The sequence below is a fragment of the Cupriavidus sp. USMAA2-4 genome (assembly GCF_001854305.1).
GTDB classification, from domain to species: Bacteria; Pseudomonadota; Gammaproteobacteria; order Burkholderiales; family Burkholderiaceae; genus Cupriavidus; species Cupriavidus malaysiensis.
In genome coordinates this window covers 1,232,545-1,256,125 of the sequence record NZ_CP017749.1, presented here as the reverse complement: position 1 = coordinate 1,256,125, position 23,581 = coordinate 1,232,545, and the positions used below count along the sequence as shown (strand labels likewise).

Below are 23,581 nucleotides of genomic sequence, written 5' to 3'. Positions count from 1 at the left end.
CCCCCGCCCTCTCCCCATGCGGGGCGAGGGAGCCAAGACACCATGCTTGGCCCACGGCGTTGGCGTGTCTGGTGGCTGCGTCCAGCGCGACCGCATCCCATCCCGCCTATTCCTCCCGCGGCAGGAACGTCTCGCCCGGTGTCAGCGGCACATGCCGGTACGTGGCCGGCGTGCGGCTCAGCTTGACCGGCGCGCCCAGGCCCGTATAGCCGCCTTCCATCTCCACCACCATGCCGCGGTGCGCGGTGTGCGGATGCTTCAGCGCATCCGGCACCGACAGCACCGGCGCGCACGGCACGCCTGCGGCCACCAGCGTGTCGGCCAGGGCCTTGCCGTCCCGGCCGGCCATGCGCTGCTCCAGCTCCACCTTCAGCGCGGCGCGGTTGACCGAGCGCGCGCCGGCGGTGGCGTAGCGTTCGTCGTCGGCCAGTGCCGGCACGCCCAGGTGCTCGCACAGGATGCGGAACTGGCGGTCGTTGCCTACCGCCAGGAAGATCGGGTCGGTAGCGGTGGCGACCGTGTCGTAGGGATAGATGTTCGGATGCGCATTGCCGGTGCGGCCCGGCGTCTTGCCGTTCATGAACCAGTTGGCGGCATGCGGGTGCAGCAGCGACAGGCCAGAGTCGTACAGCGCCGCCTCGACGAACTGGCCGCGGCCGCTGCGCCCGCGCTCCTGCAGCGCCAGCAGCACGCCCAGCGCGGCGTTCAGGCCGGTGACCATGTCGACCACCGGCAGGCCCGCGCGCAGCGGCTCGCCATCGGCCTCGCCGTTGATGCTCATGATGCCGGTCATGGCCTGGATGGCGGCATCGTAGCCGGGCAGGCCGCCGAGCGGGCCGTCCGCGCCGAAGCCGGAGACGCGGCAGTGCACCAGTTGCGGGAAGCGCCGCGACAGCGTGTCATAGCCCAGGCCCCATTTCTCCATGGTGCCGGTCTTGAAGTTCTCGATCAGCACGTCGGCGTCGGCCAGCAGCGCGAGCAGCGCCTCGCGCCCCGCGGGCTGGGTCAGGTCCAGCGTCATCACGCGCTTGTTGCGGTTGAGGCCGAAGTAGTAAGACGCCACGCCATCCTTGAACGGGGGGCCCCAGGTACGGGTGTCGTCGCCCTGCGGCGGTTCGATCTTGAGCACGTCGGCGCCGTGGTCGCCCAGGATCTGCCCGCAGTACGGGCCGCCCAGGATGCGCGACAGGTCGACCACGCGGATGCCGGCAAGCGCGCCGGGCATGGCGGCGGAAGCAGCGGGTGCAGCATTCATGTTGTGAGTTCCTCGATGCGGCGGATGGGTTGGCGGGTCGACCGGGCGCTGCCGTCAGGCGGCGCGCTCGACCAGCTTGAAGGTGCCGGTGGCCAGCGCCAGCAGCTCGCCGGCCTCGTCGCGGACCTCGCCGCGCACGAAGCTGAGCGCGCGGCCGCGCCGTTCGCAGAAGCCGAGTCCGATGACATCGCCGCGGCCCGGCGCGATGAAATGCACGGTCAGGTCGACGGTGACCACGCCGTAGCGGGCCGGATCGTGCGAGCGTGCCGCGCACGACAGCGCGCAGTCGAGCAGGGTGGCGATGGCGCCGCCATGCACGTCGCCGCGGCTGTTGGTGTAGTCGGTGTTGTGTTGCATGCGCACGCGGGCCTGATCGTTGCCGATCGCCTCGCCGCGCAGGCCGAAGGCCCTGGCCATCGGCATCGGCAGGCCGAACAGCACACCGGGGGCTTCGCCGGCGAATGCGTTGGCAGGGAGTTCGGAAGGTTGTTGCATGGGTTTTCCAGAGCGGTGACTATCGAAGCCGCCATGATACGGCGGCGGCACCGCTCGCGCAGCGCGCCGCCCGCGCCCGGCCAGCCTGCCCGCTCCCGTTCAGTCGAGCTGCGCGCCCGACTTCTTCACCACGTCGCGCCACTTGACCACCTCGGACTTGATGAAGCCCTCCAGCTGCTGCGGCGCCGTGGATCCGGCGAACTCCAGCCCCTGCGCCTGCAGGGTCTTGCGCACGGACGGCTGCTGCAGCGCGTCGGCGAAGGCATGGTTGAGCTTGGCGATCACGTCCGCCGGCGTGCCGGCCGGCGCCACCACGCCGAAGAAGACCGAGACGTCGAAGCCGGGCACGCCCTGCTCGGCCACGGTGGGCAGGTCGGGGAGTGCCTGCGAGCGTGTGCGCGTGGTCACGCCCAGCGCGCGCAGCTTGCCGCTCTTGATGAAGGGCAGCGCCGTCAGCACGTCGGTGAAGGCCATGCTGACCTGGCCGCCCAGCAGGTCGTTGAGCGCCGGGCCGGTGCCCTTGTAGGGGATGTGCTGGAAGTCCGTGCCGGCGAGGTTGTTGAACATCACGCCAGCCAGGTGCGACGAGGCACCGTTGCCCGACGAGGCGTAGCTGAGCTTGCCCGGGTGCGCCTTGCCGTAGGCGACCAGTTCCTGCACGTTCCTGGCGGGGACGCCGGGGTTGACCACCAGCACATTGGGCAGGTGGCCGATCTGGATCACCGGCGCGAAGCTCTTGACCGGATCGTAGTTGATCTTGCGGTACAGGCTGACGTTGATGGCCAGCGGCGCCGAGGTGCCGAACATCAGCGTGTAGCCGTCGGGTTCGGCGCGCGCCACCGCCTCGGCGCCGATGTTGCCGCCGGCGCCCGCGCGGTTCTCGACCACCACGGGCTGGCCGAGGCTGCTCTTGAGCGCGGCCGCCAGCGTGCGCGCCATGGCGTCGGTGGGGCCGCCCGGCGGGTAGGTCACCACCAGCATCAGGGGCTTGCTGGGGAAGTCCTTCTGGGCGAAGGCGGGGGCGGCGGCGAGGCAGAGCGCGCAGCCGGCGAACGCGGCGAAGCGCCGCCACAGGGGCGTGTTGGACGTGGTCATGCTTGTCTCCAGGGTCTGTCTTATGTGGGCCCGGCGGGTATGCCGGGACCGGCGCCGCCGCCGCGCTGCGGCGGTGGCGCCGGCGCGCCATGGCACGCGGGCCTGGCACGCGGCCGGTCCAGGGCCGGCGATGAACCAGCGATGGATCGGCGAGGAAGCGGCTAGAAGAGGTTGACGGCGTCGACCGCGCCCGCTGCGCGCAGCGGGCCGTCCTCGGGTGCGTCGACGGTCTCGGCCAGCCATTCCGGCTCGGCCGCGCCGGCCAGCGGATCCTGCGGCAGCACGCGATGCACCAGCACCAGCTGGGCCAGCCGCATGCGGCGCACCGAGCCGATGCGGCCGGCCTCCCACGCCATGGCGACGGCGGCGGTGACGTGGTACAGGGCGGAGGCGGCCTGGCGCGCCAGCACGTCGCCGTCGGCGCCAGCCTCGGCCGCCTGTTGCGCCAGCCCGGCGGCGCGCGCCACCGCGGCGGCGAAGGCGAGACGCGCCTCAGGATGCAGCGGGGTGTCGGCCAGCAGGCCGGCCAGGTGCGCCTGCAGCACCGGCAGCGCGCCTTCGCGTCGGATGGCGCGCAGCACGTCCAGCGCGACGATATTGCTGGTGCCCTCCCAGATCGAGCCGAGGTGGGCGTCGCGCACCAGGCGCGGGTCGCTCCATTCCTCGATATAGCCGCAGCCGCCGCGCACTTCCATGGCGTCGCCGGTGACCTTGCGCGCGTCGCGGCAGGCGCGGAACTTGATCAGCGGCGTCAGGATGCGCATCAGCGGGTAGGCGTCGGCTTCGCCGGCATCGGCGCGGCGCAGCGCCTCGGCGGTCTGGAACACCATGGTGCGCGCCTGCTCGGTGGGCAGGGTCAGCTTGAGCAACTGGCGGCGCATCAGCGGCATGCCGTCGAGCCGCTTGCCGAAGGCCTGGCGCTCGCGCGCGATGAACCGGGCCTCGGTCAGCGCGCGCCGCATCAGGCCGGCCGCGCGCACGCCGTTGGACAGGCGCGAGTTGTTGATCATGTCGGCCATCTGCACGAAGCCGCGGCCGAGTTCGCCGACCAGGTAGGCATGCGCGCCTTCGAGGCGGATCTCGCCGCTGGCCATCGAGCGGGTGCCCAGCTTGTCCTTCAGGCGGATGATGCGGAAGTGGTTGGCGCTGCCGTCGGACAGCGTGCGCGGCAGCAGGAACAGCGACACGCCCTTGATACCCGGCGCGGCGTTGCCCGCCTCGTCCTCGACGCGCGCCAGCACCATGGCCAGGCCGGCGTCCGGGTTCGAGCAGAACCACTTGTCGCCGGACAGGCGCCAGCCGCCCTCGGCCTGCGCGTCGCACACGGCGCGCGTGGCGGTGGCCGCCACGTCGGAGCCGGCGCCCTGCTCGGTCATGAACATGGCGCCCTGGTACAGGTCCTCGAAGACCTGGGTGGTCAGGTTCGGCAGGTAGCGCTCGACCAGGGCCGGATCGCCGAACTTGCGCAGCGTGCGCGTCAGCGAGTCGGTCATCGACAGCGGGCAGCACAGGCCGAACTCGGCCTGCACGAACAGGTAGGTCAGCGCGTACTTGGCCGCGGGCGGCATCGGCGCATCCCAGCCCAGCACGCCGGCGCGGTGCGACAGCGCGGCCAGGCCGAATTCGGCGAAAGCCACACGTTCCATCTGCACATAGGCGGGGTGCTTGTCGACCCGCTGCGCGTCGACGCCGCTGCGGGTGCGGTGCGACAGCGTGGGCGGATTGTGGTCGGCGGTGCGGGCCAGTTCGTCGAGCACGCCGCCGGCCAGGGCGCCCATGCGGTCGAGATGGGGCAGCAGGTGCGAGACCAGCGCCTGCGGCAGGTAGAGCGGCAGCAGCGCGCGCAGGTCCGGGTCGTCGGTGAACAGGTTGCTGCCGTGGCGGTCGGGCACGGGGTGCGCGGCGGCGGCCTGGGCAACGGGCACCGGGGAGGCAGAATCGGGGGCCGCAGAAACGGGTACGCCCTGGCGGGCGGCGCTGGTCGGCATGAGGGGTCTCCTGGTCTTTGGCCCCGCTGCCGGCACGCGCGCCGGCAGGAAGTGCCGGGAAAGCATCCCGGTCGGGCCGGTGGGGCGCCAGGCGCGGGGACTGGCTGAACCCCATTATTCAAACCCCGCCGATTCGTGTCTAATTCTAAAATTGGCTCGATCAATATGTTTTCTGTATTGCCATGGAATTCCGCCACCTGCGCTACTTCCTCGTGCTGGCCGAGGAGCTGCACTTCGGCCGCGCCGCGCGCCGGCTCGCCATCTCGCAGCCGCCGCTGTCGCTCAACATCCAGCAGCTGGAGGCTTCGGTCGGCGCGCGCCTGTTCGAGCGCGACAGCCGCGGCGTGCGCCTGACGGCGGCCGGGCGCGCCTTCCGCGAGTCGGCCACGGCCTTGCTGGCCCAGGCCGAGGAGGCGCGCCTGCTGGCGCGCCAGATCGAAGCCGGCGCGGTGGGGCGGCTGCGCGTGGGCTTCGTCGGCTCGATGCTGTACCGTGGCCTGCCCGAGCACCTGCGGGCGTTCCAGGCCCGCTATCCGGGCATCGAGGTGGCCCTGACCGAGCTGAATTCGCAGGAGCAGATCGATGCCCTGCTGCACGGCCAGCTCGACGCCGGCTTCGTGCATACGCGCCACCTGCCCGACGAACTCGGCGCGATCCTGGCGCACAGCGAATCCTTCGTCTGCTGCATGCCGCAGGACCACGCGCTGGCAACGCGCCCGGCGGTGGCGCTGGCAGAGTTGCGCGGCGAACCCTTCGTGCTGTTCTCGCGCAAGGCATCGCCCGACTACTACAACCGCATCTTCGAGATGTGCGCCGCGCAGGGCTTCTACCCGCAGATCCGCCACGAGGTGCGCCACTGGCTGTCGGTGGTCTCGCTGGTGTCGCAGGGCATGGGCGTGGCGGTGGTGCCGGCGGCGCTGCAGCGCTCCGGCATGGCGGGCGCGGCATTCCGCCCGCTGGCCGAGTCCACCGTGCCGTCGGAAGTCTACTGCGCCTGGAAGCTGACGCCCGATCACCCGGCGCGCGAGCGCTTCGTCGAGATGGTGGGGCAGGGGCAGGGGCTGCCGGACGGACCGGGCGATGGCGTGGGCGTATCCGGCCTGCCATGAGAAAAAGGCCACCGGCCGCGCGGGGCCGGTGGCCTTGAAGTACGCGTGGAACGGGGTGTTCAGCGTGCCTGCAGCTTACCCCCGGCGCAATGCGCGACCAATAACGCAATTGCGTTAATTGTGCGGCTTGCGGCCACTTCCACCCGCCGCTGCGGGCGGCGGCGCACGCCCGCGACGGCGCCGGCGGCGCGGCGGGTCCAGAATGCGATACAATGAAAACGATTTTCATTCACGTATCCTGGACGCGGTTTCCCTGCTTGCGCGGGCGCCCCCGATGGCGAAGCCGGTCCCTGCACTGGAAGCATCATGCGGTTGCCTGAACTGCCGCGGCGCACCGTCGCCGTCGTGACCTCAGTGGAAGACGCCATGCCGAACGATCCGGTCTCGCGCCGCCTGCGCGAGCTGGGCTTCGTACCGGGAGAAACGGTGCAGATCGTGGCCCATGGCCCTTTCGGCAAGGACCCCCTGGTGGCCCAGGTCGGCTTCACCCGCTTCGCGCTGCGCCGCGCCGAGGCCGAGCGCATCGCGATCGAAGTGGCCAGCGCCTCCGTCTCCCGCCTCGAACCGGCCGCCCAGGACGCGAATGCCTCGACGGCACGCCGTTCGGTCGCCTGAGCCTCCCCAGCCCAATATGCCTGTCGCTTCGACCCATCCGGCCCTGCGCATCGCGCTCGTCGGCAATCCCAATTGCGGCAAGACCGCGCTGTTCAACCGCCTGACCGGCAGCCGCCAGAAGGTGGCCAACTATGCCGGCGTCACGGTCGAGCGCAAGGAAGGCCATTTCATCTCGCCGGCCGGCCGCCAGGTGCGCATCCTCGACCTGCCCGGCGCGTACAGCCTGCACGCCGCCAGCCTCGACGAGGCCATCACGCGCGATATCTGCCTGGGCCACCGCGCCGACGAGCCGCGCCCCGACCTGCTGGTCTCGGTGGTGGACGCCACCAACCTGCGCCTGCACCTGCGCTTCGTGCTCGAGCTGCGCCGCCTCGGCCTGCCCATGGTGGTGGTGCTCAATATGAGCGACGCCGCCGCACGGCGCGGCATCCGCATCGACGTGGCCAAGCTGTCGGCCGCGCTGGGCGTGCCGGTGGTGGAGACGGTGGCGGTCAAGCGCAACGGCGCCGCGGCGCTGCTGCAGGTGCTCGACCAGACCCTGCCGGCGGTGCCGGCGGTGCCGGCCGAGGAAGGCGACGTCCACCGCGAGGTCAAGCGCCTGCTGGACGCGGCCATTTCCATGCCCGCGCGCACGGCGGCGCTCGATGACCGCCTCGACCGCATCGTGCTGCATCCGGTGTTCGGCCTGCTGATCCTGGCGGTACTGCTGTTCCTGATGTTCCAGGCCGTGTTCTCCTGGGCCACGCCGCTGATGGACGGCATCGAGGGCGGCGTGCACGCCTTCGGCGAGCTGATCGGCACCTACCTTCCCGACGGCATGCTCAAGAGCCTGCTGACCGACGGCCTGATCGCCGGCGCCGGCAGCGTGGTGGTGTTCCTGCCGCAGATCCTGATCCTGTTCCTCTTCATCCTGACCCTGGAGGAATCGGGCTACCTGCCGCGCGCGGCCTTCCTGCTAGACCGCCTGATGATGAACGCGGGACTGTCCGGACGCTCCTTCATCCCGCTGCTGTCGAGCTTCGCCTGCGCGATCCCCGGCATCATGGCCACGCGTACCATCCAGGACCCGCGCGACCGGCTCACCACCATCCTGGTGGCGCCGCTGATGACCTGCTCGGCCCGCCTGCCCGTCTACACGCTGCTGATCGGCGCCTTCATTCCGCAACGCACGGTGCTGGGACTGTTCAACCTGCAGGGCCTGGTGCTGTTCGGCCTGTACCTGACGGGCATCCTCAGCGCGCTGGTGGTGGCCTACGTGCTCAAGTACTTCCGCCGCGACCGCACCGATCATCCGCTGATGATGGAGCTGCCCTCCTACCGCATTCCCAACCTGCGCGACCTCGCGCTCGGCCTGTGGGAGCGCGCCCGCATCTTCCTGTCGCGCGTGGGCAAGGTGATCCTGGCGCTGACCGTGCTGCTGTGGTTCCTCGGCAGCTTTCCCGCGCCGCCGGCGGGCGCCACCGGCCCCGCCATCGACTACAGCTTCGCCGGCATGATCGGCCAGGCGCTGGAGAAGGTGTTCGCCCCGATCGGCTTCAACTGGCAGATCTGCGTGGCGCTGGTACCCGGCCTGGCCGCACGCGAAGTCGCCGTGGGCGCGCTGGCCACGGTCTACGCACTGTCCGGCGGCGGCGGCGACGACGCCATGGCCGCGCAGCTCGCCCCGGTCATCGCCGCGCAGTGGTCGCTGGCCACCGCACTGGCGCTGCTGGCCTGGTACGTGTTCGCGCCGCAATGCATCTCGACCATGGCGGTGATCCGCCGCGAGACCAATTCGTGGAAGGTGATGGCCCTCTCGGTGGCCTACCAGGCAGGCCTGGCCTACCTGGCCGCCTTCCTGACCTACCGTATCGCGCTGCTGTTCAGTTGAGCGGCCCGCTCGATTCCAGGAACCCGGGAGCCCAAGCCATGAGCCTCTACCACGCCTTCGAAAGCCTGCTGGTGCCGCTGATCGTGCTGGCCTGCGCGCTGTCGGTGGCGGCCCGCTATGCGCCGCGCACGCGCGAGCGCTTCAAGGCCGCACTGGCAGCCGGCCTGGGCGGCCCGGCCGCCACCGGCTGGCGCGCACGTCTGGTCGCATGGCTGGCCCCGCAGGCGGCCGCCGGCTGCGCCAGCGGCTGCGACAGCGGCGGCTGCAATACCTGCGCCTCGAGCACGCCGCCGGCCGAGCAGCCGGTGCGGCTGGTACGCAAGCCCTGAGCCACGCCGGCGGCGGCTGCCGCCGCGCCCGCACTGCTCACCTGTCCCCCGGCGCCGGGCCCTCCTCGCCGACCCTCCCCGCCCCTCCCCGGTCCCACCCGCTCCCCTCACACGATCCCGGCCACGGACGCACCCGCGCCCCGGGACACGCACGCCCATCCGCCGCGCAGCCACAGGCCTTTCCTGCCTCCGCCCGGGCACGCAGAAACGGGTACGCTTTCGCTCCCGGAGCGGCGCCGCGACAGCCGAGCCGCCACGTCAGCGCCGGGGTGAGCCACCGCCGGAGGTACTCTTTCGGCGCGCTTCCGGCCCGTCATTCCGGCCTCGCTCCAGCAGCATCCGCCCCCCGGACCGGCCGGAGCCGGCGCACGCAGAAACGGGTACGCCCACCACATTGCCATCATGCCCACGCTGGCATCAATGCCCTCGGCGGATACCGCTGGGCTGGGCCGTGCGCAGCCTTCGGGCCGCACCGGCGCCCCGTTTTCGGGGCCTGCCACCCCCTCGGGTGATGCACGCAGAAATGGGTACGCCCGCCATGTCGCGCCCATCCCAGCCCAGCGACGACGAGGCTCCCGTGGCAGCATCGCCGTGCCGCCTGCGCGAGCCCGCGCCGAGGCGAGCGGGCGTGGCCGCAGCGATCAAGGGAATCGGGAATGGGATGGAACGGACGCAGCGAACGGGACGCGGAACACGGGGGCACGAGGGCACGACGTGGCCGCAGTGGGCAGGACAGGAAAACGCCGTGGAAAAAGAATGCCGGTGCGTCCCGCCCCCACGGGACGCGCCGGCAAAGACGTCCTTGCGGACGCCCACGACATGCTCCTTGGCCCGCCGCCGCGCGCCTGGCACGCGGCGATCAGACCGTGCGCATAGCGTAAGGGCGGGCGCCGCGCGGCGCCACGAATCATTCCGCATGTGGATAGACAGCGCGTGAGGGATGTGCGCGGGATGCGTGCGCGAGGCATGCGCGGCGCATGAGCGATGCCGCTGCGCGCTCGCGTGGCGGGCTGTGGCAGCGGCGAGACACCGCGGCCGACTTATTGCGTTGCGTCAAAGCCCCGGAAAGTGGCCTCGGTCACACTGGTCTCGTCAAACGGCCGACCTGACCGGCCTCGCAGATTGAGCAACCAGAGCAAGAAGACCATGAGCCAAGCCAGACCTCTCCTCCCCACCCGCGCCGCCTGCCTCGCCATCGCCGCGCTGTCCCTGTTCGCCGCCGTGCCGGCCTCCGCCGCCGATGTGGAGCCGCAAGGCAACTGGATGGTGCGCCTGCGCGGCACCTACCTGAACATGGACAATACGTCCGCCCCGATCGGCGGCGTCGGCCCCAGCGACCTCGTGACGGTCAACAACAAGTGGATCCCCGAACTGGACGTGACGTACTTCATCACGCCGCACATCGCCACCGAGCTGGTGCTGACCGTGCCGCAGAAGCAGGACGTCTACCTGGGTGGCACCAAGATCGGCTCGTTCAAGCACCTGCCGCCTTCCCTCATGCTGCAATACCACCTGCAGCCCGAAGGCACCTTCCGCCCCTACGTGGGCGTGGGCGTGAACGTGACGCGCATCTGGGGTGCCGATATCGCCGGCGGCCTGGCGCTCGACCAGTGGAGCGTGGGGCCCGCGCTGCAGATCGGCATGGACTACAGGCTGACCAAGCACTGGTTCCTGAACGCGGACATCAAGAAGACCTGGATCTCCAGCGACATCAAGTCCAACGGCACCAAGATCTCGTCGGTCAGCCTCGACCCGTGGCTGTTCAGCATGGGTGTGGGCTACCGCTTCTGAAGGCGGCGGGCCCGGCCCGCCTCCCTCTTCCTACCCGGCGCGGCGGCAGGGGCTCCCTGCCGCCGCGCCGGCGTTCATGCCGACCTTCGTGCGGCGTCCGCACGAAGGCCGCCTCAGCGGAAGGCCGGTTCGTCGAAGCTGCGCAGCTTGCGCGAATGCAGCTGCTCGACGCCGTTCTCGCGCAGGATGCGGATCGCCTCCAGGCCGATGGTCATGTGCTGGCTGACGCGCTGGCGGTAGAACGCGTTGGCCATGCCACGCAGCTTCAGCTCGCCGTGCAGCGGCTTGTCCGATACGCACAGCAGCGTGCCATAGGGCACGCGCAGGCGGAAGCCGTTGGCTGCCACGGTGGCGCTTTCCATGTCGATGGCGATCGCGCGCGACTGGTTGAAGCGCGCGTACAGCGCCTTCGATTTCAGCTCCCAGTTACGATCGTCGGTGGACACCACCGTGCCGGTGCGCATGCGCGTCTTCATCTCGGTCCCCGACAGGCCGGTCACGCGTGCCACCGCCTCCTGCAGCGCCACCTGGATCTCGGCGATCGGCGGCACCGGCACCCACGGCGGCAGGTCCTGGTCGAGCACGTGGTCGTCACGCACATAGGCGTGCGCCAGCACGTAGTCGCCGAGCTGCTGCGAGCGGCGCAGGCCGCCGCAGTGGCCGACCATCAGCCAGCAGTGCGGACGCAGCACGGCCAGGTGGTCGGTCATGGTCTTGGCGTTCGACGGGCCGACGCCGATGTTGACCAGCGTCACGCCCAGCTTGTCGCCGCGCACCAGGTGGTAGGCCGGCATCTGCGGCAAGGCGCGCGGCCGCGCGGCGTCGTCCGGCACCGCGCCGCCGCGCTCCTGCACCACGTCGCCCGGCTCGACGAAGCGCACGTAGCCGTTGCCGTCGTCGTGCTCCGCCGCCATGTGCGAGCGGCCCAGCTCGATGAACTCGTCGACGTAGCGCTGGTAGTTGGTGAACAGCACGAAGCGCTGGAAGTGCTCGGGTGCGGTGCCGGTGTAGTGGTACAGCCGCTGCAGCGCGAGATCGACGCGCTCGGCCGGGAACATCGACAGCGGATCGGCCTCGCCCGGCACCGATTCGTAGGTGCCGTTGGCGATGGCATCGTCGATGCGGCTCAGTTCGGGCAGCACGAACGATGCCGCCAGTTCGCGCGCCTGCGTGTGGTTGATGTCGGTGGTGGACGCCTCGATGACGAAGGGCAGCGGGATCGGGCGCCGGCTGGTGCCGACCACCACCGGCACGCGGTGATAGCGCATCAGGCGCTCGATCTGGTCGCGGAAATAGTCGGCGAACAGGTCCGGGCGCGTCAGCGTGGTGCCATAGACCCCCGGATAGGCCACCGTGCCCCAGGATGGCCGGCTGTCGGTCACCATGGTTTCCAGGTTGACCGAGATGCCCAGGTAGGGATAGCAGGCATGGGCCGCCGAGGGCAGGGGCCGGCCCTGCGCGAAGGCATCGAAACGTGCCTTGATGGCACTGACCGAGTGCCGGTAGATCTCGGTGATGCGCGTCAGCGCGGCGTCCGCGTCGGTGAATTCGGCCAGTTGGTCGGCGGGATGGGCGGGGGAATAGATGGCGGCGTTCATGGACCGATGATACCGTGCCGCCCGCCGGCGCGGGCATGCCGGTGGTGCGTGCGCCAGGCACCCGCCGCGGAGCCCGCCGCCGGTGGAACGCCGGCCGGCCCGGCACCGGCAAAATTGACGCTGGCGCACCCGCTCGCTAAACTCTGCGCCAATTACGCCGCCCGCCCCGCGCGGACGGCGTCCGGACTCACCGCGCCACCGACGGCATGGCGGCACGGCGGAGTGCTGTACACGTTTGGCAAGGAGAGCCGTTGATGGAAATCCGAAATCTGGTGCCCGCAGACATCGAGGCCGCCAGGCAACTCCTTGCAGAGAACGGCTGGGCCCACCGGGTCAACAATCCCGAGCGCTTCGCGCAGCTGGTGACGAACTCGCAGCGCGTCGCGGTCGCGGTCGATGGCGGCCGCATCGTCGGCTTCGCGCGGGCGCTGTGCGACGGCATCTCGGACGGCTACCTGTCCATGGTGGCGGTCGCCCCGAGCCACCGCCGCCAGGGCGTCGGCCGGGCGCTGATGCGCCACGTCATGGGCGACGATCCCGACATCACCTGGGTGCTGCGCGCGGCGCGCTCGTCCGAAGCGGCCTTCTTCGGCCAGCTCGGCTTCACCCCGTCGATGGTCGCCATGGAACGCCGCCGTTCCTGAACGCGGCGCGGCCACCGATGAGCGCTTCCACCACCTGGTTCCACTGGGCCCTGCTGTCGGCGGCCTTCGCCGCGCTCACCGCGATCTTCGCCAAGATCGGCCTGGAAGGCGTCAATTCCGACCTTGCCACGCTGATCCGCACCGGGGTGATCATCGTCGTGCTGAGCCTGTTCGTGTTCTACACCGGCAAGTGGAGCAATCCGCTCGCGCTCTCGCCCAGGACCTGGACCTTCCTGGTGCTGTCCGGGCTGGCCACGGGCGCTTCCTGGGTCTGCTACTTCCGCGCGCTCAAGATTGGCGATGCCTCCAAGGTGGCGCCGGTGGACAAGCTCAGCCTGCTGCTGGTGGCCGTGTTCGCCGTGATCTTCCTCGGCGAGCGGCCCAGCCTGCGCGAGTGGGCCGGCATCCTGCTGGTCGGCGCTGGCGTGCTGGTGCTGGGTTTCAAACGCTGACCGGGGCGGAGCCCGGGTCCGGCGCAGATCCGCCCACCGTGCGCACATCGTGCGCAGATCCCGCGCACGCCCTGCGCAGGTTCTAGACTGGAGGCTGGAGCTTCCGTCGAGGAGAGCGCAGCCATGAAAGACGGTCATCCCCTGCTGCTGCGTGCCGACCAGGTCCAGGCCGGCCTGCACACCTTCCGCCACCCCTGGAACCCCAACTCCGAGATCACCGGCGCCAGGCTCGGCCGCATGCTCGGCCTGCGCCGCACCGGCGTCAACTTCACCACGGTGCCGCCGGGCAAGGAATCCTTCGTGTATCACGCGCATCACCTCGAAGAAGAGTGGATCTACATCCTCTCGGGACGCGGCGTCGCGGAAATCGACGGCGAGGTGTTCGAGGTCGGCGCGGGCGACTTCATGGCCTTCCCGGCCACGGGCGTGGCCCACCACCTGGTCAATGCCGGCGACCAGGACCTGGTCTACCTGTGCGGCGGTGAGCACCGCGAGGCCGAGATCGTGGATTTCCCGCGCCTGGGCAAGCGTTCGGTGCGCACGGGCGACACGGTGGAGGTCTTCGATCGCCCCGGCACCCCGCCGCCGGGGTCGCCCGCCTCCGACGCGGGTACGGCACGCTGACGCCGCCCCGCCGCGAGAGGCGCCAGCAGCACTCAGGAGCCGACGGCCGCGAGGAACTGCAGCACCGGCGCCAGGCCGTCGAGGGCCGGCGCCCGGGCGCGCGCCTGCGCCGCCCCGCACCAGGGATAGGGCAGCCGGGCCAGCCAGCCGTCGAGCACGTCGTGCGCGGCCTCGGGCGCCAGGATCTCCATCGCCTCGATGACGATCTCCAGCGACTGCACGCGGCGAGGCTCGCCCATGGCGAAGCGCCAGTCGTAGCTGCCGCAGCCCACGCGCACGCCGCCGCTGTCCTTGTCGCTCATGCCGACCAGCCAGGCGCAGGTGAACGCATCCGCGTCGGGCGCCGGCGGCGTGCCCAGGCAGAAGGTGTAGACATTGTCGTAGCGCTGGCCGAAGCGGCGCACCAGCACGTCGCTGATCTGCGCCAGGCCTTCGGTGGCCGCGGGGAAGGCGATGGCCTCGGTCTTCACCGTCATGCGCAGTTGTGCGTCCGCGGCGAAGGCGGCAGCCATGCGATGCGGGCGGTTCTCGTCCTTGGCGCGGATATAGGTTTCGATCAGCGCCTGCGCGCTGCTGGCGGGATGGGACATGGCAAGCGGGAAAAGGTGGGAGACCGCCGCATCTTAGCCGCGCGCCGACCCGCGCGGCGGCGAACCCCTGCCGCCGGCAGGGGCTCCGGGCGCCGCCCGGCGCCGCCGCGTCATTCCGGCTGGATGTTGGCCGCCTTGATGATGCGGCCCCACTTGGCCGACTCCTGCGCCTGGAACTTCGCCAGCTCCGCCGGACTGCCGGTGAACACCTCGGTGCCGGTGGTCTGGTAGAAGGTGGCGGCGGTCTCGCTGTGCGCGGCCTTCACCAGCAGCGCATTGAGCCGGCCCACCACGGCCGGCGGCGTGCCGGCCGGGGCATAGGCGGCGAACCAGTAGCTCATCTCATAGCCCTTGACGCCGGCCTCGTCGATGGTGGGTACGTCCGGCGCCAGCGGCGAGCGCGCCTTGCCCGACACGCCCAGCGCGCGCAGCTTGCCGCTCTTGACCTGCGGCAGGCCGGTCGCGGTGTCGGTGATCATCATCTGGATCTGGTTGCCGAGCAGGTCGGTGACGGCAAGCGGATTGCTCTTGTAGGGCACGTGCAGCAGTTCCACATGCGCCATCTGCTGGAACAGCTCGCCGGCGATGCGCGAGGACGAGCTGCCGCTGCCGAAGCTGAGCTTGCCCGGCTGCTTCTTCGCCAGCGCGATGAACTCGCCCACCGTCTTCACCGGCAGCTGCGGATTGACCACCATGATCTGGCCGCCGCGGCCGAGCGCGCTCAGCGGCGCGAAATCCTTGACCGGGTCGTAGGGCAGCTTCTTGTACAGGTGCTCGTTGGCGGCGTGCGTGGTGTTGGTCGTGATCAGCACCGTGTAGCCGTCCGGGCTGGCCTTGGCCACGTCGCCGGCCGCGATGAAGCCGTTGGCGCCCGGCTTGTCGTCCACCACCACGCTCACCTTGGCCTCCACGCTCATGGCCTGGCCGATGGCGCGGGCGAGCTGGTCGGTGGCGCTGCCGGCGGCGAACGGCACCACGAAGCGGATCGGCTTGTCGGGGAACTCGGCGTGCGCGCCGGCGGGCAGGGCAAGGGCGGCGAAGGCGGCGGCGGCGAGCGCCGCGGCGCGCGCGGAGCGGGAAATGGCTGGCATGGGGTTGTCTCCTGTGTTTTGCTGAGGGTCTTGCAGGGGGCCGCGCGCGCGGCAGAGGTCAGGCGGCGCGCAGGCGCGGCGGCAACGGGATCTCCAGTTGCAGCAGCAGGAAGGCCAGGGCCTTGCCGTGCGTATCGAGGTTGAGCGCGTCGTTGACGCCGCCGTCGAGCACACCGTCGATGACGAAGTTCATCGCCTGCAGCGAGGGCACCAGGTAACGGCGCACGGCGCTCGGCCGGCGGTGCTCGAACAGGGTGGCGACGGCCTGCTCGGTGACGTGCTCGGCGAGGTGGGCGAAATCCTCCGCCTCGTAGGCGATCACGCTGATGTTGCAGCGATTGCCCTTGTCGCCGGTGCGGCCGTGGGCAAGGCGGTGGAGCGCGACGGTCTCGGTCATGATGCGATCAGGGTATGGCTGGGGGACACGGCGCCGCGCGGCACCAGGCATGAGGTGGCGTTCAGGCGCGGGCGCAGCGCCGTGCGCACGCCGCCGCCGCCGGCGGGACCGCAGGTGTAGAGCGCGTTCACCTCGCGCAGCAGCGCCTGCGCCACCTCGCGCTCGTCGTGCGCCAGCGCGGCACGCAGGCGCACGTCGGCGGCCGCGTCCTCGCCCGGCCGCGGCTGCCCGAGCAAGGCGCCGGCATCGTCGGCGAACACGCTGAGCACGCCGATCAGGTCGAAGCGGATCGGCACCGCGTGGCCGAGCCCCTCCATGCGCCGCCGCACGATCTGCGCCGCCAGACGCGCGCGCGCGGCCGCATTGGGACCGGCGTACGAGATCTCGCCTTCGGCGATCCAGCCCCCTTCGTAGAACAGGTTGGCCTTGAGCTGCTCGGGACGCGGGTGGCCGCGCACCTGCCGCACCGCCACGCGGTCCGGGCCGGCCTGTGCGAGCGTGACCGCGCTGATGTCTGCCACCACGTCCGGCGTCAGGTAGGCGGCGGGGTCGTGCACTTCGTACAGCAGTTGCTCCTTCACCGTGCGCAGGTCTACGCAGCCGCCGGTGCCGGCGGCCTTGAAGATCTCGATGCCGCCGTCCGCGCCGAGCTGCGCGATCGGGTAGCCGAGCGCGTGCACGTCGGGCACGTCCTTGAAACCGGGATCGGCAAAGTAGCCACCGGTCACCTGCGCCCCGCATTCGAGCAGGTGGCCGGCGATGGTCGCGCATGCCAGGCGGTCCCAGTCCTGCCAGGACCAGCCGAAGTGCGCCATGGCCGGCCCTACCGCCAATGCCGGGTCGGCCACGCGGCCGCACACCACCACGTCGGCCCCGGCGCGCAGGGCGTCGGCGATGCCTTGGGCGCCGATATAGGCATTGGCGCAGACCAGGCGCGCCGCGTCGAAGTCCGCGCCGACGATGCCTTGCAGCAGCGTGCGGCCGGCAGGATGCGAGAGGTCGTCGCCCTCGACCACCGCCACGCGCGGCGCCGGCAGGCCGAGGCTGGCGGCAAGCGCCAGCACGCGCCGCGCCGCCGCACGCGGATTGGCCGCGCCGAAATTGCCGACGATGGGAATGCGGTGCGCCAGGCAAGGCTCCAGCACGGGGCTCAGCAGGGCGTCGAGCAGCGGCTCGTAGCCGCCTGCCGGGTCCTGGCGGCGCGCGAGCTGGGCCAGCGCCAAGGTGCGCTCGGCCAGCGTCTCGAAGATCAGCACGCCCGGCTGGCCGGACGCGATCAGCGTGCGGACCACCGGCAGGGCGGCATCGGTACGGTCGCCGGAGAAACCGGCGCCCGAGCCGATCAACAATGATGCGGTCATGGAACGGACCATCCTGGATCGCGGCGGGACGATTCCCGCCGGCCAGGCCATTCTAGGTTGGACGCAGTTATCTCAGAAATGGATAGTTTGGATTAATCTATCGAAATCCTGGATGAACAGAACGGGTCCGCCGCATGAACCTGTCGGTCAAGCACCTGCGCGCCTTCGTGGCGCTCGCCGAGCAACGCAACTTCACCCGCGCGGCACAGGCCTGCCACCTGTCGCAGTCGGCCTTCAGCACCTTGATCCACACGCTCGAAGAGCAGGCCGGCAGCCGCCTGTTCGAGCGCACCACGCGCCATGTCGAGCTCAGCGCGGACGGACGGCGCTTCGAGGAAGTGGCGCGGCGCCTGCTGGCCGACTTCGAGGCGGCGCTGGCCGACCTGCGCGACCACGCGCTGCGGCGCAAGGGGCGCGTCTCCATCGCCGCCCTGCCGTCGCTGGCGGCGGGCGACCTGCCACCGCTGCTGGCGGCCTTCCGCGCGCGCTATCCGGGCATCGAGATCGCACTGTTCGACCTGCTGGCCGACGGCTGCATCGACCTCGTGCGGCGCGCCCGCGCCGACTTCGCGCTGGCGCCGGCGCCGGCCCAGGCCGCCGACCTGCGCGTCGAGCCGCTGCTGCGCGAGCGCTTCCACCTGGTCTGCCCGGCCGGCCACGCACTGGCCGCGCGGCGCAGCGTCACGCCGCAGGCATTGGCCGGCCATCCCTTCATCCATCTTTCGCGCACCAGCAGCGTGCGCCAGCACCTGGACGCCGCGCTGCACCCGGAGCGCCTGGAAGGCGTGATGGAGGTGGAACAGCTCGCCACGGTCGCGGGGCTGGTGGCGGCCGGCCTCGGCATCACCGCGGTGCCGACGCTGGCACTGTTCCAGTTCCGCCGCGAGGGCCTCGTGGTGCGGCCGCTGCAGATCCCCGGACTGTCGCGCGATATCTGCCTGATACGCCTGAAGGAGCGTGGCGACACCGCCGCGGCGGCGGCCTTGATCGAGGACCTGCGCGCGCACTACGGCGACGGCCGGGCCGGCGCCGGGACGGGTCCGGGTCCGCGCCTGAAACCGCGTCAGCCGCGTCAGCCGCGTTAGAGTTAGAAGTGGCCGAGGTAGCCGCCGTCGACGGCCAGCACGTGGCCGGTGACATAGGAGGCGGCCGGCGAGGCCAGGAACACCACCGCGCCGGCCACTTCGTCCGGCCTGCCCCAGCGGCCCAGCGAGGTGCGGTCGCGCAGCCACTGCGCCACGGTGGCATCGGCCACCATCGGCTGGTTGGGTTCGGTGGCGAAATAACCCGGCGCGACGGCATTGACGGTGATGCCCTCGCGGCCGAGTTCGGCGGCCATGGCACGGGTGAGCGCATCGAGCCCGCCCTTGGTGGCCGGATAGAGCACGTCGCCATAGCGCGCTACCTGGCCGGCGATCGAGCTGACGTTGACGATGCGCCCGTAGCCACCCGCGCGCATGCGCTGCGCGGCGTGGCGGCACAGCGCATACGGCGCCACCAGGTTGGTCTCCAGCATGCTGCGCAGCTCGGCCGCGCCGAGCTCTGCCATGGTACTGCGCTGGCGCGCGCCGGCATTGTTGACCAGGATGTCGAGACGGCCGTGCGCGGCATCGATGTGCGCGAAGGCGGCCTCCACGGCGGCATCGTCGGTGATGTCCAGCGGCAGTCCTTCGGCGCTGCCGCCTAGCGCGCGCAAGCGGTCGACGGCGGCGGCAACGCGCGGCGCCGAGCGCGCCACCACCAGCACGTGGGCGCCCGCCGCGGCCAGGCCCGCGGCAATGGCCTCGCCCAGGCCCTGCGCACCGCCGGTGACGAGAGCCACGCGGCCGTGCAGCGCGAATGGCGCGCCGGCCGCAGGAGATGAAGCGGCGGAAGTTGCGGACGAGGCTGACGAAGTTGACGAAGCGGATGCCGCGGAGGCTGCGGGCATGTCGGGTGCGGTAGTCATGCGCAGACTATACCGCAGCCGGCAACGACGCGGCCGGCCCGCAGGCCGGCCGCGTCAGCATGCCCGGCATGCCGGGCCGGAACGGTTCAGGGGAAGGCCGGTATGGCCGGATCCAGGCCGGCGAAGCGGGCTTCCGGATGGGTCCGCTGCAGCAGCTGTTCGATCTCGTCTACGCGGCCGCGCGGCACGTCCACCATCAGCAGGATCTTGCCGGCCTCGATGTCGGTCGTGAACGAGCGCAGACGGCTGTTGGGCACCGAACTGCCGATCATGCTGGACGCCCAGGCTCCGATGATCGCGCCCAGGACCGCCAGCACCCCCACCAGGCCCCACTGCGGCGAATCGCTGACGATCGGGAACATCGCCACCACCACCCCGGCCACGATGCCCACGCCGCCGCCCACCATCAGGCCCATCTCGGCCGCGTGGACGATGTCGGAAGTCTGGAACAGATTGGCCTCGTGCAGGCCCGTCATGTCCGTGTCCTCGCGCGCCACGAAATGGATGCGGCTGTGCTCGATGCGGGCCAGCAGCAGGTCGTCCATTGCGCGACGCGCGCAAGCCGTGTCCGGCAACAACCAGAAGATACGTTTGCGCATGGTCGTCTCCTCCTTTGAGGACGTTGCCTCCTCTGCACCCCGCCGGCTTGCGCCGCTCGGGAAGAGTGGCTGACTTCTTTGTACGCCAGCGGCATGGCCGGCGCAAGGCGGCATCCGGGGAAAGGCTCGCACGCTTCACCCGGTGCGGCACGCGCCATCAGAAAGTGATCGGTAGCCGGACCGTGACCTGCAGGTCCGGCGTGTCGCGCGTCAGGCCCGCGCCCACCGACACGTTCAGCGTATAGCGCTTGCTGAACCGGTACGAGTAACCCACCAGCAAGGTGCCCAGGGTGACGCGCACCGACCCCGGCACCGTCGCACCGTTCTGCTTGGTCGGCCAGATGATGCTCTGGTCATAGCCGATGCTGAACGATGCCTTCTCGTTGAGCGACAGGCCGACGCCGAAGCTGAACTCGAAGATGTCGCCTGCACGGATATCGCCGAGGAACTCCTGCTGCCCGCCCAGCACGGTGCGGCTCACATTGCTGCGCGTGAAATTGTGCAGATAGCTGAAGGTGCCGAAGAACACGGCAGGGTCGCTCGGGAACAGCCAGGTGATGCCGGGCTGGATCGCCTGGAAGCCGGTGCCGGTCGGCATCGACAGCGGCAGCCCCGTGCCCGTCGTATTGGCCACGCAGCGCGTCACGCAATCGGTGGTGACCTCGAAGGGGTCCCGCCCCGTGCGCGACTTGTAGCGCAGCCAGCCGATGAAGTAGGGCAGGCGCTCGGTGCCCTGGTTGAGCTGGTAGCGGATGGTCGCTTCGACGTCGCCGAGGCCCGAGCCCGAGGCACCGAAGGCGTTGTCATTGGCCGAGCCCGTGAAGATCTCGCGGCTGATCGTGTCGGTGGTCGCATGCACATAGGGCACCTTGGCCTCGATCTCGAGCCGGTTGGTCAGTCCGTAGCGGAAAGCCAGCGCCGACACATAGGTCGAAGTCTTGACCTGGCGCACGTCGATCAGGCCGATCAGGATGGCGGGAATGATGGTGTAGCCGATCAGCGCCACGCGATCGCTTGAGGAATAGCCATATTGGAACGAGGGCTCGATCACCAGCTTCTTCGCTGGCGTCAGCACGCCGGGCTGGTCGAAGATCGGCGCCACCTCCGGCGGCCGCGCGTCGCGCTGCGGCGCCACGCCGACGGGCTCCGGATCGCCGGCCAGCGGCATGCCGTCGCCCTGCGCGCTGCCGGGCTGTGCGCCCTGCACGACATTGGGTGGCAAATTGGGTACGGACTGCGTCGCACTGGTCGCCGCCGCGCCGGCGGTGGCCGCGGTCGCGGCATCGCTCGGCGTCACCGGCGTGCCGCTGCCGGCACGCTGGCCGCCGCGCTTGCGCGCGAGCACATCGAGCCCGAGCACGCCGCGCAATTCCCGGATGGTCGCTTCCTGCTGCGCCATCGACTGTTTCATCGCATCGAGCGCCGCGGCCTGCTCGGCCACCTCGCGCTTGAGCGCCTCCAGCTTCGTGGCCGATGTGTCGACGTCTTCCACTGCAGGCTGCGTCTGCGCATGCGCCAGCGAGCCAAGCAGCAAGGTCGAACATCCGGCCAGGCCGATCCCCCGTAACGACCAAGTCTTCATCACGTCTCTCCTCCCCAGGACGGCGGACTGATTGCGCAGGCGTCCGCTACCTGCTCGCCTGTTCGGGCTTCACTGCATCAAACCATCACCGTGATACCGCCGATTGGATCAGCGTACTGTTCAGTAACGCACCAGCCTGCATCGCACGGAAGGCGCCCAGGGTATTGACGGCGGCATTGATGCTGGTCAGGCTCGCAATGGCCTGGTTGTTCAGTGAATTCTGGATCACCGTGGCAGCCAGCGAGGCGGGAATGGCTCCGGGCGCGATGCTGTTGCCGCCGCCGTTCTGTACCAGCGTCAGCAGGCCGTTGGTGGCTACGGTGGTGGTGCCATTGCTGGACACGGTGGTCGGCAGGCCGGCACCTCCGACCAGTGCCGCCGCCGCGGCCGCGCCGGACGTACCCGGCACGCTTGCGCTGCCACCGTTGCCACCGTTGCCACCGTTGCCACCGTTGCCACCGTTGGCGCCATTACCGCCGCGACCATTGCTGCCCGCCGCGGCTGCGGCATTGTTGGCATTCGCCACCACGGCGCTGACATTGCCGAGCAGAGAGGCCAGCTTATTGGCCTGCGCCGCCGTGATCTGGCTGATGTCGGGAATGTTCAGGCTGGTCGACACCACGAGCTGGCCGTTGATGAGCACGGCGCGGTCGATGCCGAACGACACCTGCAAGCCCGCGCCGACATCGAAGCCGCCACGCAGCGCTTCCAGACGCTCGGCCGCGACCGGTTCCCAGGCCGCCATGCCGTCTCGAGCGCGCGACAGCGCACTGCCCTGCCCGGACCTGGCCGACGCGCCAGCCATCGCATCGCCAGCGCCGTCTTCACGCTGCAGCGGATTGATCGCTTGCGCGGCGCCGCACCAGGCCAGTCCGAGGCCCAGCAGCGCCGCAGCGGCCCGCGCACCGGCGCCGGAGCGCGGGCGGGGCAGTGGGGTTCGCAACATGATCTCGATTCCTAGAAATCCCCAGGGCCATGCTTCGGCATGACCGTGAAGAACAGGCTGTCGCGGTTCACCCCCATCTCCAGCGGCCCGCTCGGTGCGACCCGCCAGTCGGCGGCCAGGTTGAAGCGCGCCGCCTCCTCGTGGTTGTGGATCACGAACAGCAACTGGCTGTCCCAGATCGCGTTGAAGTGTTCGCGCGAGATCGCGCGCGTGCCGGTGGCGGGATCGCCGATCAGCACACGGGAGCCGCGCACGCCCTTGACGACAACGAAGTGGTGGTAGCCGTTCTCGATCACCAGCACGATGGCCGGTATCTGCGTTTCCTCGAGCTTTGACAGGGGCAGCTCGTAGCCGTCCGCCATGAAGCCGCGCGATTCGAGGAAGCGCTTCATGTCGAGCAGCGAGAATCCTTCGCGGCGGATCTTCGCTTGATCGCCGCTCTGGTACATTTCCTGGAACACCGTCTCCTCGTTGATCTTGTAGCCGTACTGGTAAGTGAGGAGGGTGGCCACTGCGGCCGAGCCGCAACTGAAGTCATACTGCTGCTGGATGGTCGTCTTGAAACGCGCCTGCTTGAGGCTGACCACCCGGACCTGGTAATTCTCGCCCTGGCTGCCCTGCACGTTGGCGATATCCGCATATGCCACGCCGGCCGGCAGCAGCGCCAGCGAGAGCTGCGCGGCGATCAGCAGAGAGCGTGCCAGTCTCATGGCTTGAACTGGATATTGAGGATCGTCGCGTTCTGGATCAGCACGTTCGCCCCGGTGTTCTGGACCACGGTCGACAGGCCGCTCGCATTGGCGAACGAACCTTCGTTGATGGCGTTCGATCCCGTCATCACCCGGTTGGCGGTATTGTTCGCCACCGTACCCGCCACATCCATATCGCTGATCGTCAGCGCACCGCCGCGCAGATCGCCGAGCCGATCGCTGGCCACGGGCTTGCCGAACGGGTCGGCACTCGCCGCCGCGCCGCCCTCGGCCGATCCCGCCGCGGGTGCCTGCAAGGCCGCCGCCTGGCCCTGCGCCGCGTCCATCGCGGCGGGTCCGGCCAAGGCGAACGCCGCGGGCCAGCTCAAGGCAACCCCGCTCAGCGTCGCAAGGGCGATTCGGAACATGCGCATGATGTTCTCTCCTTCCGCCACCACCGCCCGCCGGCACGCGCGCCGCACCGCGCCCTGGTAATGGCATTTGACCGCGGCG

Annotated in this window: 25 protein-coding genes; 9 read left to right on the top strand and 16 right to left on the bottom strand. The window is 70.3% G+C overall.

Annotation, left to right across the window (positions count from 1 at the left end; translation table 11 throughout):
* Nucleotides 1-106: 106 nt before the first annotated feature.
* The 4 genes from BKK79_RS25635 to BKK79_RS25620 all read right to left on the bottom strand — a co-directional run bounded on the left by BKK79_RS25635 (nt 107) and on the right by BKK79_RS25620 (nt 4,833).
* Complete coding sequence (locus BKK79_RS25635) at nt 107-1,255, bottom strand: CaiB/BaiF CoA transferase family protein (RefSeq protein ID WP_083384324.1); 1,149 nt, start codon at nt 1,253-1,255, stop codon at nt 107-109.
* A 54-nt stretch (nt 1,256-1,309) separates the two neighbouring features.
* Nucleotides 1,310-1,750, bottom strand: coding sequence for a PaaI family thioesterase (locus tag BKK79_RS25630; RefSeq protein WP_071017542.1), 441 nt, complete (start codon nt 1,748-1,750; stop codon nt 1,310-1,312).
* 99 nt (nt 1,751-1,849) lie between these two features.
* Nucleotides 1,850-2,845, bottom strand: coding sequence for a Bug family tripartite tricarboxylate transporter substrate binding protein (locus BKK79_RS25625; protein ID WP_071017543.1), 996 nt, complete (start codon nt 2,843-2,845; stop codon nt 1,850-1,852).
* Between the two features lie 161 nt (nt 2,846-3,006).
* Nucleotides 3,007-4,833 (bottom strand): acyl-CoA dehydrogenase family protein, encoded by a 1,827-nt coding sequence (locus tag BKK79_RS25620; RefSeq protein WP_071039194.1) that lies wholly within the window; start codon nt 4,831-4,833, stop codon nt 3,007-3,009.
* Between the two features lie 182 nt (nt 4,834-5,015).
* Between BKK79_RS25620 and BKK79_RS25615 the strand changes: the two genes are divergently transcribed.
* The gene (locus BKK79_RS25615; RefSeq protein ID WP_084085164.1) at nt 5,016-5,942 is read left to right on the top strand and encodes a LysR substrate-binding domain-containing protein; all 927 of its coding nucleotides are present in this window, start codon (nt 5,016-5,018) and stop codon (nt 5,940-5,942) included.
* Between the two features lie 59 nt (nt 5,943-6,001).
* Here the strand turns inward: BKK79_RS25615 and BKK79_RS41220 are convergent, their stop codons facing one another.
* Nucleotides 6,002-6,175, bottom strand: coding sequence for a hypothetical protein (locus BKK79_RS41220; protein WP_198173397.1), 174 nt, complete (start codon nt 6,173-6,175; stop codon nt 6,002-6,004).
* Nucleotides 6,176-6,248: 73 nt separating this feature from the next.
* Here BKK79_RS41220 and BKK79_RS25610 point away from each other — a divergent pair, with 73 nt between their 5' ends.
* The 4 genes from BKK79_RS25610 (at nt 6,249) to BKK79_RS25595 (ending at nt 10,547) form a co-directional block, all read left to right on the top strand.
* Nucleotides 6,249-6,557 carry a FeoA family protein gene (locus BKK79_RS25610; protein WP_071017547.1) on the top strand — a complete coding sequence of 103 codons (309 nt, stop codon included), beginning with the start codon at nt 6,249-6,251 and terminating at the stop codon, nt 6,555-6,557.
* A 16-nt stretch (nt 6,558-6,573) separates the two neighbouring features.
* Entirely contained in the window at nt 6,574-8,427 is a 1,854-nt protein-coding gene (gene feoB, locus BKK79_RS25605) for a ferrous iron transport protein B (RefSeq protein ID WP_071039193.1), read from the top strand.
* A gap of 38 nt (nt 8,428-8,465) precedes the next feature.
* Nucleotides 8,466-8,756: a DUF6587 family protein gene (locus tag BKK79_RS25600; RefSeq protein WP_071017551.1), complete on the top strand. Its 291-nt coding sequence runs from the start codon at nt 8,466-8,468 to the stop codon at nt 8,754-8,756.
* Nucleotides 8,757-9,902: 1,146 nt separating this feature from the next.
* Complete coding sequence (locus BKK79_RS25595; RefSeq protein WP_071017553.1) at nt 9,903-10,547, top strand: OmpW/AlkL family protein; 645 nt, start codon at nt 9,903-9,905, stop codon at nt 10,545-10,547.
* A 113-nt stretch (nt 10,548-10,660) separates the two neighbouring features.
* Here the strand turns inward: BKK79_RS25595 and BKK79_RS25590 are convergent, their stop codons facing one another.
* The gene (locus BKK79_RS25590; RefSeq protein ID WP_071017555.1) at nt 10,661-12,145 is read right to left on the bottom strand and encodes an AMP nucleosidase; all 1,485 of its coding nucleotides are present in this window, start codon (nt 12,143-12,145) and stop codon (nt 10,661-10,663) included.
* A gap of 254 nt (nt 12,146-12,399) precedes the next feature.
* On the opposite strand from BKK79_RS25590, the gene BKK79_RS25585 reads away from it, so the two are divergent.
* From BKK79_RS25585 to BKK79_RS25575, 3 genes are all read left to right on the top strand, one after another.
* On the top strand, nt 12,400-12,789 hold the full coding sequence (locus BKK79_RS25585; protein WP_071039192.1) for a GNAT family N-acetyltransferase: 390 nt from the start codon (nt 12,400-12,402) through the stop codon (nt 12,787-12,789).
* Nucleotides 12,790-12,806: 17 nt separating this feature from the next.
* A complete protein-coding gene (locus BKK79_RS25580; RefSeq protein WP_071017558.1) occupies nt 12,807-13,241 on the top strand; it encodes an EamA family transporter in 435 nt (144 codons plus the stop codon).
* A gap of 123 nt (nt 13,242-13,364) precedes the next feature.
* Complete coding sequence (locus BKK79_RS25575; protein ID WP_071017560.1) at nt 13,365-13,865, top strand: cupin domain-containing protein; 501 nt, start codon at nt 13,365-13,367, stop codon at nt 13,863-13,865.
* A 32-nt stretch (nt 13,866-13,897) separates the two neighbouring features.
* On the opposite strand, the gene BKK79_RS25570 is transcribed toward BKK79_RS25575, so the two are convergent.
* From BKK79_RS25570 to BKK79_RS25555, 4 genes are all read right to left on the bottom strand, one after another.
* On the bottom strand, nt 13,898-14,455 hold the full coding sequence (locus tag BKK79_RS25570; RefSeq protein ID WP_071017562.1) for a hypothetical protein: 558 nt from the start codon (nt 14,453-14,455) through the stop codon (nt 13,898-13,900).
* A gap of 110 nt (nt 14,456-14,565) precedes the next feature.
* Nucleotides 14,566-15,546, bottom strand: coding sequence for a Bug family tripartite tricarboxylate transporter substrate binding protein (locus tag BKK79_RS25565; RefSeq protein ID WP_071017564.1), 981 nt, complete (start codon nt 15,544-15,546; stop codon nt 14,566-14,568).
* A gap of 58 nt (nt 15,547-15,604) precedes the next feature.
* Complete coding sequence (locus tag BKK79_RS25560) at nt 15,605-15,943, bottom strand: AtuA-related protein (protein ID WP_071017565.1); 339 nt, start codon at nt 15,941-15,943, stop codon at nt 15,605-15,607.
* On the bottom strand, nt 15,940-17,304 hold the full coding sequence (locus BKK79_RS25555) for an acyclic terpene utilization AtuA family protein (protein ID WP_071039191.1): 1,365 nt from the start codon (nt 17,302-17,304) through the stop codon (nt 15,940-15,942). The genes BKK79_RS25560 and BKK79_RS25555 overlap by 4 nt, the downstream gene beginning before the upstream one ends.
* 134 nt (nt 17,305-17,438) lie before the next feature.
* Here BKK79_RS25555 and BKK79_RS25550 point away from each other — a divergent pair, with 134 nt between their 5' ends.
* Nucleotides 17,439-18,389, top strand: coding sequence for a LysR family transcriptional regulator (locus BKK79_RS25550; RefSeq protein ID WP_071017569.1), 951 nt, complete (start codon nt 17,439-17,441; stop codon nt 18,387-18,389).
* Between the two features lie 2 nt (nt 18,390-18,391).
* Here BKK79_RS25550 and BKK79_RS25545 read toward each other — a convergent pair whose 3' ends face one another.
* The 6 genes from BKK79_RS25545 to BKK79_RS25520 form a co-directional block, all read right to left on the bottom strand.
* A complete protein-coding gene (locus tag BKK79_RS25545; RefSeq protein ID WP_083384326.1) occupies nt 18,392-19,234 on the bottom strand; it encodes an SDR family oxidoreductase in 843 nt (280 codons plus the stop codon).
* A gap of 104 nt (nt 19,235-19,338) precedes the next feature.
* Nucleotides 19,339-19,851 carry a DUF1269 domain-containing protein gene (locus tag BKK79_RS25540; RefSeq protein ID WP_071017571.1) on the bottom strand — a complete coding sequence of 171 codons (513 nt, stop codon included), beginning with the start codon at nt 19,849-19,851 and terminating at the stop codon, nt 19,339-19,341.
* A gap of 157 nt (nt 19,852-20,008) precedes the next feature.
* Entirely contained in the window at nt 20,009-21,433 is a 1,425-nt protein-coding gene (locus tag BKK79_RS25535) for an acetate kinase (protein WP_071039190.1), read from the bottom strand.
* Nucleotides 21,434-21,518: 85 nt separating this feature from the next.
* Nucleotides 21,519-22,379, bottom strand: coding sequence for a hypothetical protein (locus BKK79_RS25530; protein WP_071039189.1), 861 nt, complete (start codon nt 22,377-22,379; stop codon nt 21,519-21,521).
* Between the two features lie 11 nt (nt 22,380-22,390).
* Complete coding sequence (locus tag BKK79_RS25525) at nt 22,391-23,089, bottom strand: C39 family peptidase (RefSeq protein WP_071017577.1); 699 nt, start codon at nt 23,087-23,089, stop codon at nt 22,391-22,393.
* On the bottom strand, nt 23,086-23,502 hold the full coding sequence (locus BKK79_RS25520) for a hypothetical protein (protein ID WP_071017579.1): 417 nt from the start codon (nt 23,500-23,502) through the stop codon (nt 23,086-23,088). The genes BKK79_RS25525 and BKK79_RS25520 overlap by 4 nt, the downstream gene beginning before the upstream one ends.
* Nucleotides 23,503-23,581: the final 79 nt, after the last annotated feature.

Bases quoted from the DNA above. Each gene is read 5' to 3' on its own strand.
- BKK79_RS25635 (WP_083384324.1), bottom strand. From the start codon at position 1,255: ATGAATGCTGCACCCGCTGCTTCCGCCGCCATGCCCGGCGCGCTTGCC.
- BKK79_RS25630 (WP_071017542.1), bottom strand. From the start codon at position 1,750: ATGCAACAACCTTCCGAACTCCCTGCCAACGCATTCGCCGGCGAAGCC.
- BKK79_RS25625 (WP_071017543.1), bottom strand. From the start codon at position 2,845: ATGACCACGTCCAACACGCCCCTGTGGCGGCGCTTCGCCGCGTTCGCC.
- BKK79_RS25620 (WP_071039194.1), bottom strand. From the start codon at position 4,833: ATGCCGACCAGCGCCGCCCGCCAGGGCGTACCCGTTTCTGCGGCCCCC.
- BKK79_RS25615 (WP_084085164.1), top strand. From the start codon at position 5,016: ATGGAATTCCGCCACCTGCGCTACTTCCTCGTGCTGGCCGAGGAGCTG.
- BKK79_RS25610 (WP_071017547.1), top strand. From the start codon at position 6,249: ATGCGGTTGCCTGAACTGCCGCGGCGCACCGTCGCCGTCGTGACCTCA.
- feoB (WP_071039193.1), top strand. From the start codon at position 6,574: ATGCCTGTCGCTTCGACCCATCCGGCCCTGCGCATCGCGCTCGTCGGC.
- BKK79_RS25600 (WP_071017551.1), top strand. From the start codon at position 8,466: ATGAGCCTCTACCACGCCTTCGAAAGCCTGCTGGTGCCGCTGATCGTG.
- BKK79_RS25595 (WP_071017553.1), top strand. From the start codon at position 9,903: ATGAGCCAAGCCAGACCTCTCCTCCCCACCCGCGCCGCCTGCCTCGCC.
- BKK79_RS25590 (WP_071017555.1), bottom strand. From the start codon at position 12,145: ATGAACGCCGCCATCTATTCCCCCGCCCATCCCGCCGACCAACTGGCC.
- BKK79_RS25585 (WP_071039192.1), top strand. From the start codon at position 12,400: ATGGAAATCCGAAATCTGGTGCCCGCAGACATCGAGGCCGCCAGGCAA.
- BKK79_RS25580 (WP_071017558.1), top strand. From the start codon at position 12,807: ATGAGCGCTTCCACCACCTGGTTCCACTGGGCCCTGCTGTCGGCGGCC.
- BKK79_RS25575 (WP_071017560.1), top strand. From the start codon at position 13,365: ATGAAAGACGGTCATCCCCTGCTGCTGCGTGCCGACCAGGTCCAGGCC.
- BKK79_RS25570 (WP_071017562.1), bottom strand. From the start codon at position 14,455: ATGTCCCATCCCGCCAGCAGCGCGCAGGCGCTGATCGAAACCTATATC.
- BKK79_RS25565 (WP_071017564.1), bottom strand. From the start codon at position 15,546: ATGCCAGCCATTTCCCGCTCCGCGCGCGCCGCGGCGCTCGCCGCCGCC.
- BKK79_RS25560 (WP_071017565.1), bottom strand. From the start codon at position 15,943: ATGACCGAGACCGTCGCGCTCCACCGCCTTGCCCACGGCCGCACCGGC.
- BKK79_RS25555 (WP_071039191.1), bottom strand. From the start codon at position 17,304: ATGACCGCATCATTGTTGATCGGCTCGGGCGCCGGTTTCTCCGGCGAC.
- BKK79_RS25550 (WP_071017569.1), top strand. From the start codon at position 17,439: ATGAACCTGTCGGTCAAGCACCTGCGCGCCTTCGTGGCGCTCGCCGAG.
- BKK79_RS25545 (WP_083384326.1), bottom strand. From the start codon at position 19,234: ATGCCCGCAGCCTCCGCGGCATCCGCTTCGTCAACTTCGTCAGCCTCG.
- BKK79_RS25540 (WP_071017571.1), bottom strand. From the start codon at position 19,851: ATGCGCAAACGTATCTTCTGGTTGTTGCCGGACACGGCTTGCGCGCGT.
- BKK79_RS25535 (WP_071039190.1), bottom strand. From the start codon at position 21,433: ATGAAGACTTGGTCGTTACGGGGGATCGGCCTGGCCGGATGTTCGACC.
- BKK79_RS25530 (WP_071039189.1), bottom strand. From the start codon at position 22,379: ATGTTGCGAACCCCACTGCCCCGCCCGCGCTCCGGCGCCGGTGCGCGG.
- BKK79_RS25525 (WP_071017577.1), bottom strand. From the start codon at position 23,089: ATGAGACTGGCACGCTCTCTGCTGATCGCCGCGCAGCTCTCGCTGGCG.
- BKK79_RS25520 (WP_071017579.1), bottom strand. From the start codon at position 23,502: ATGCGCATGTTCCGAATCGCCCTTGCGACGCTGAGCGGGGTTGCCTTG.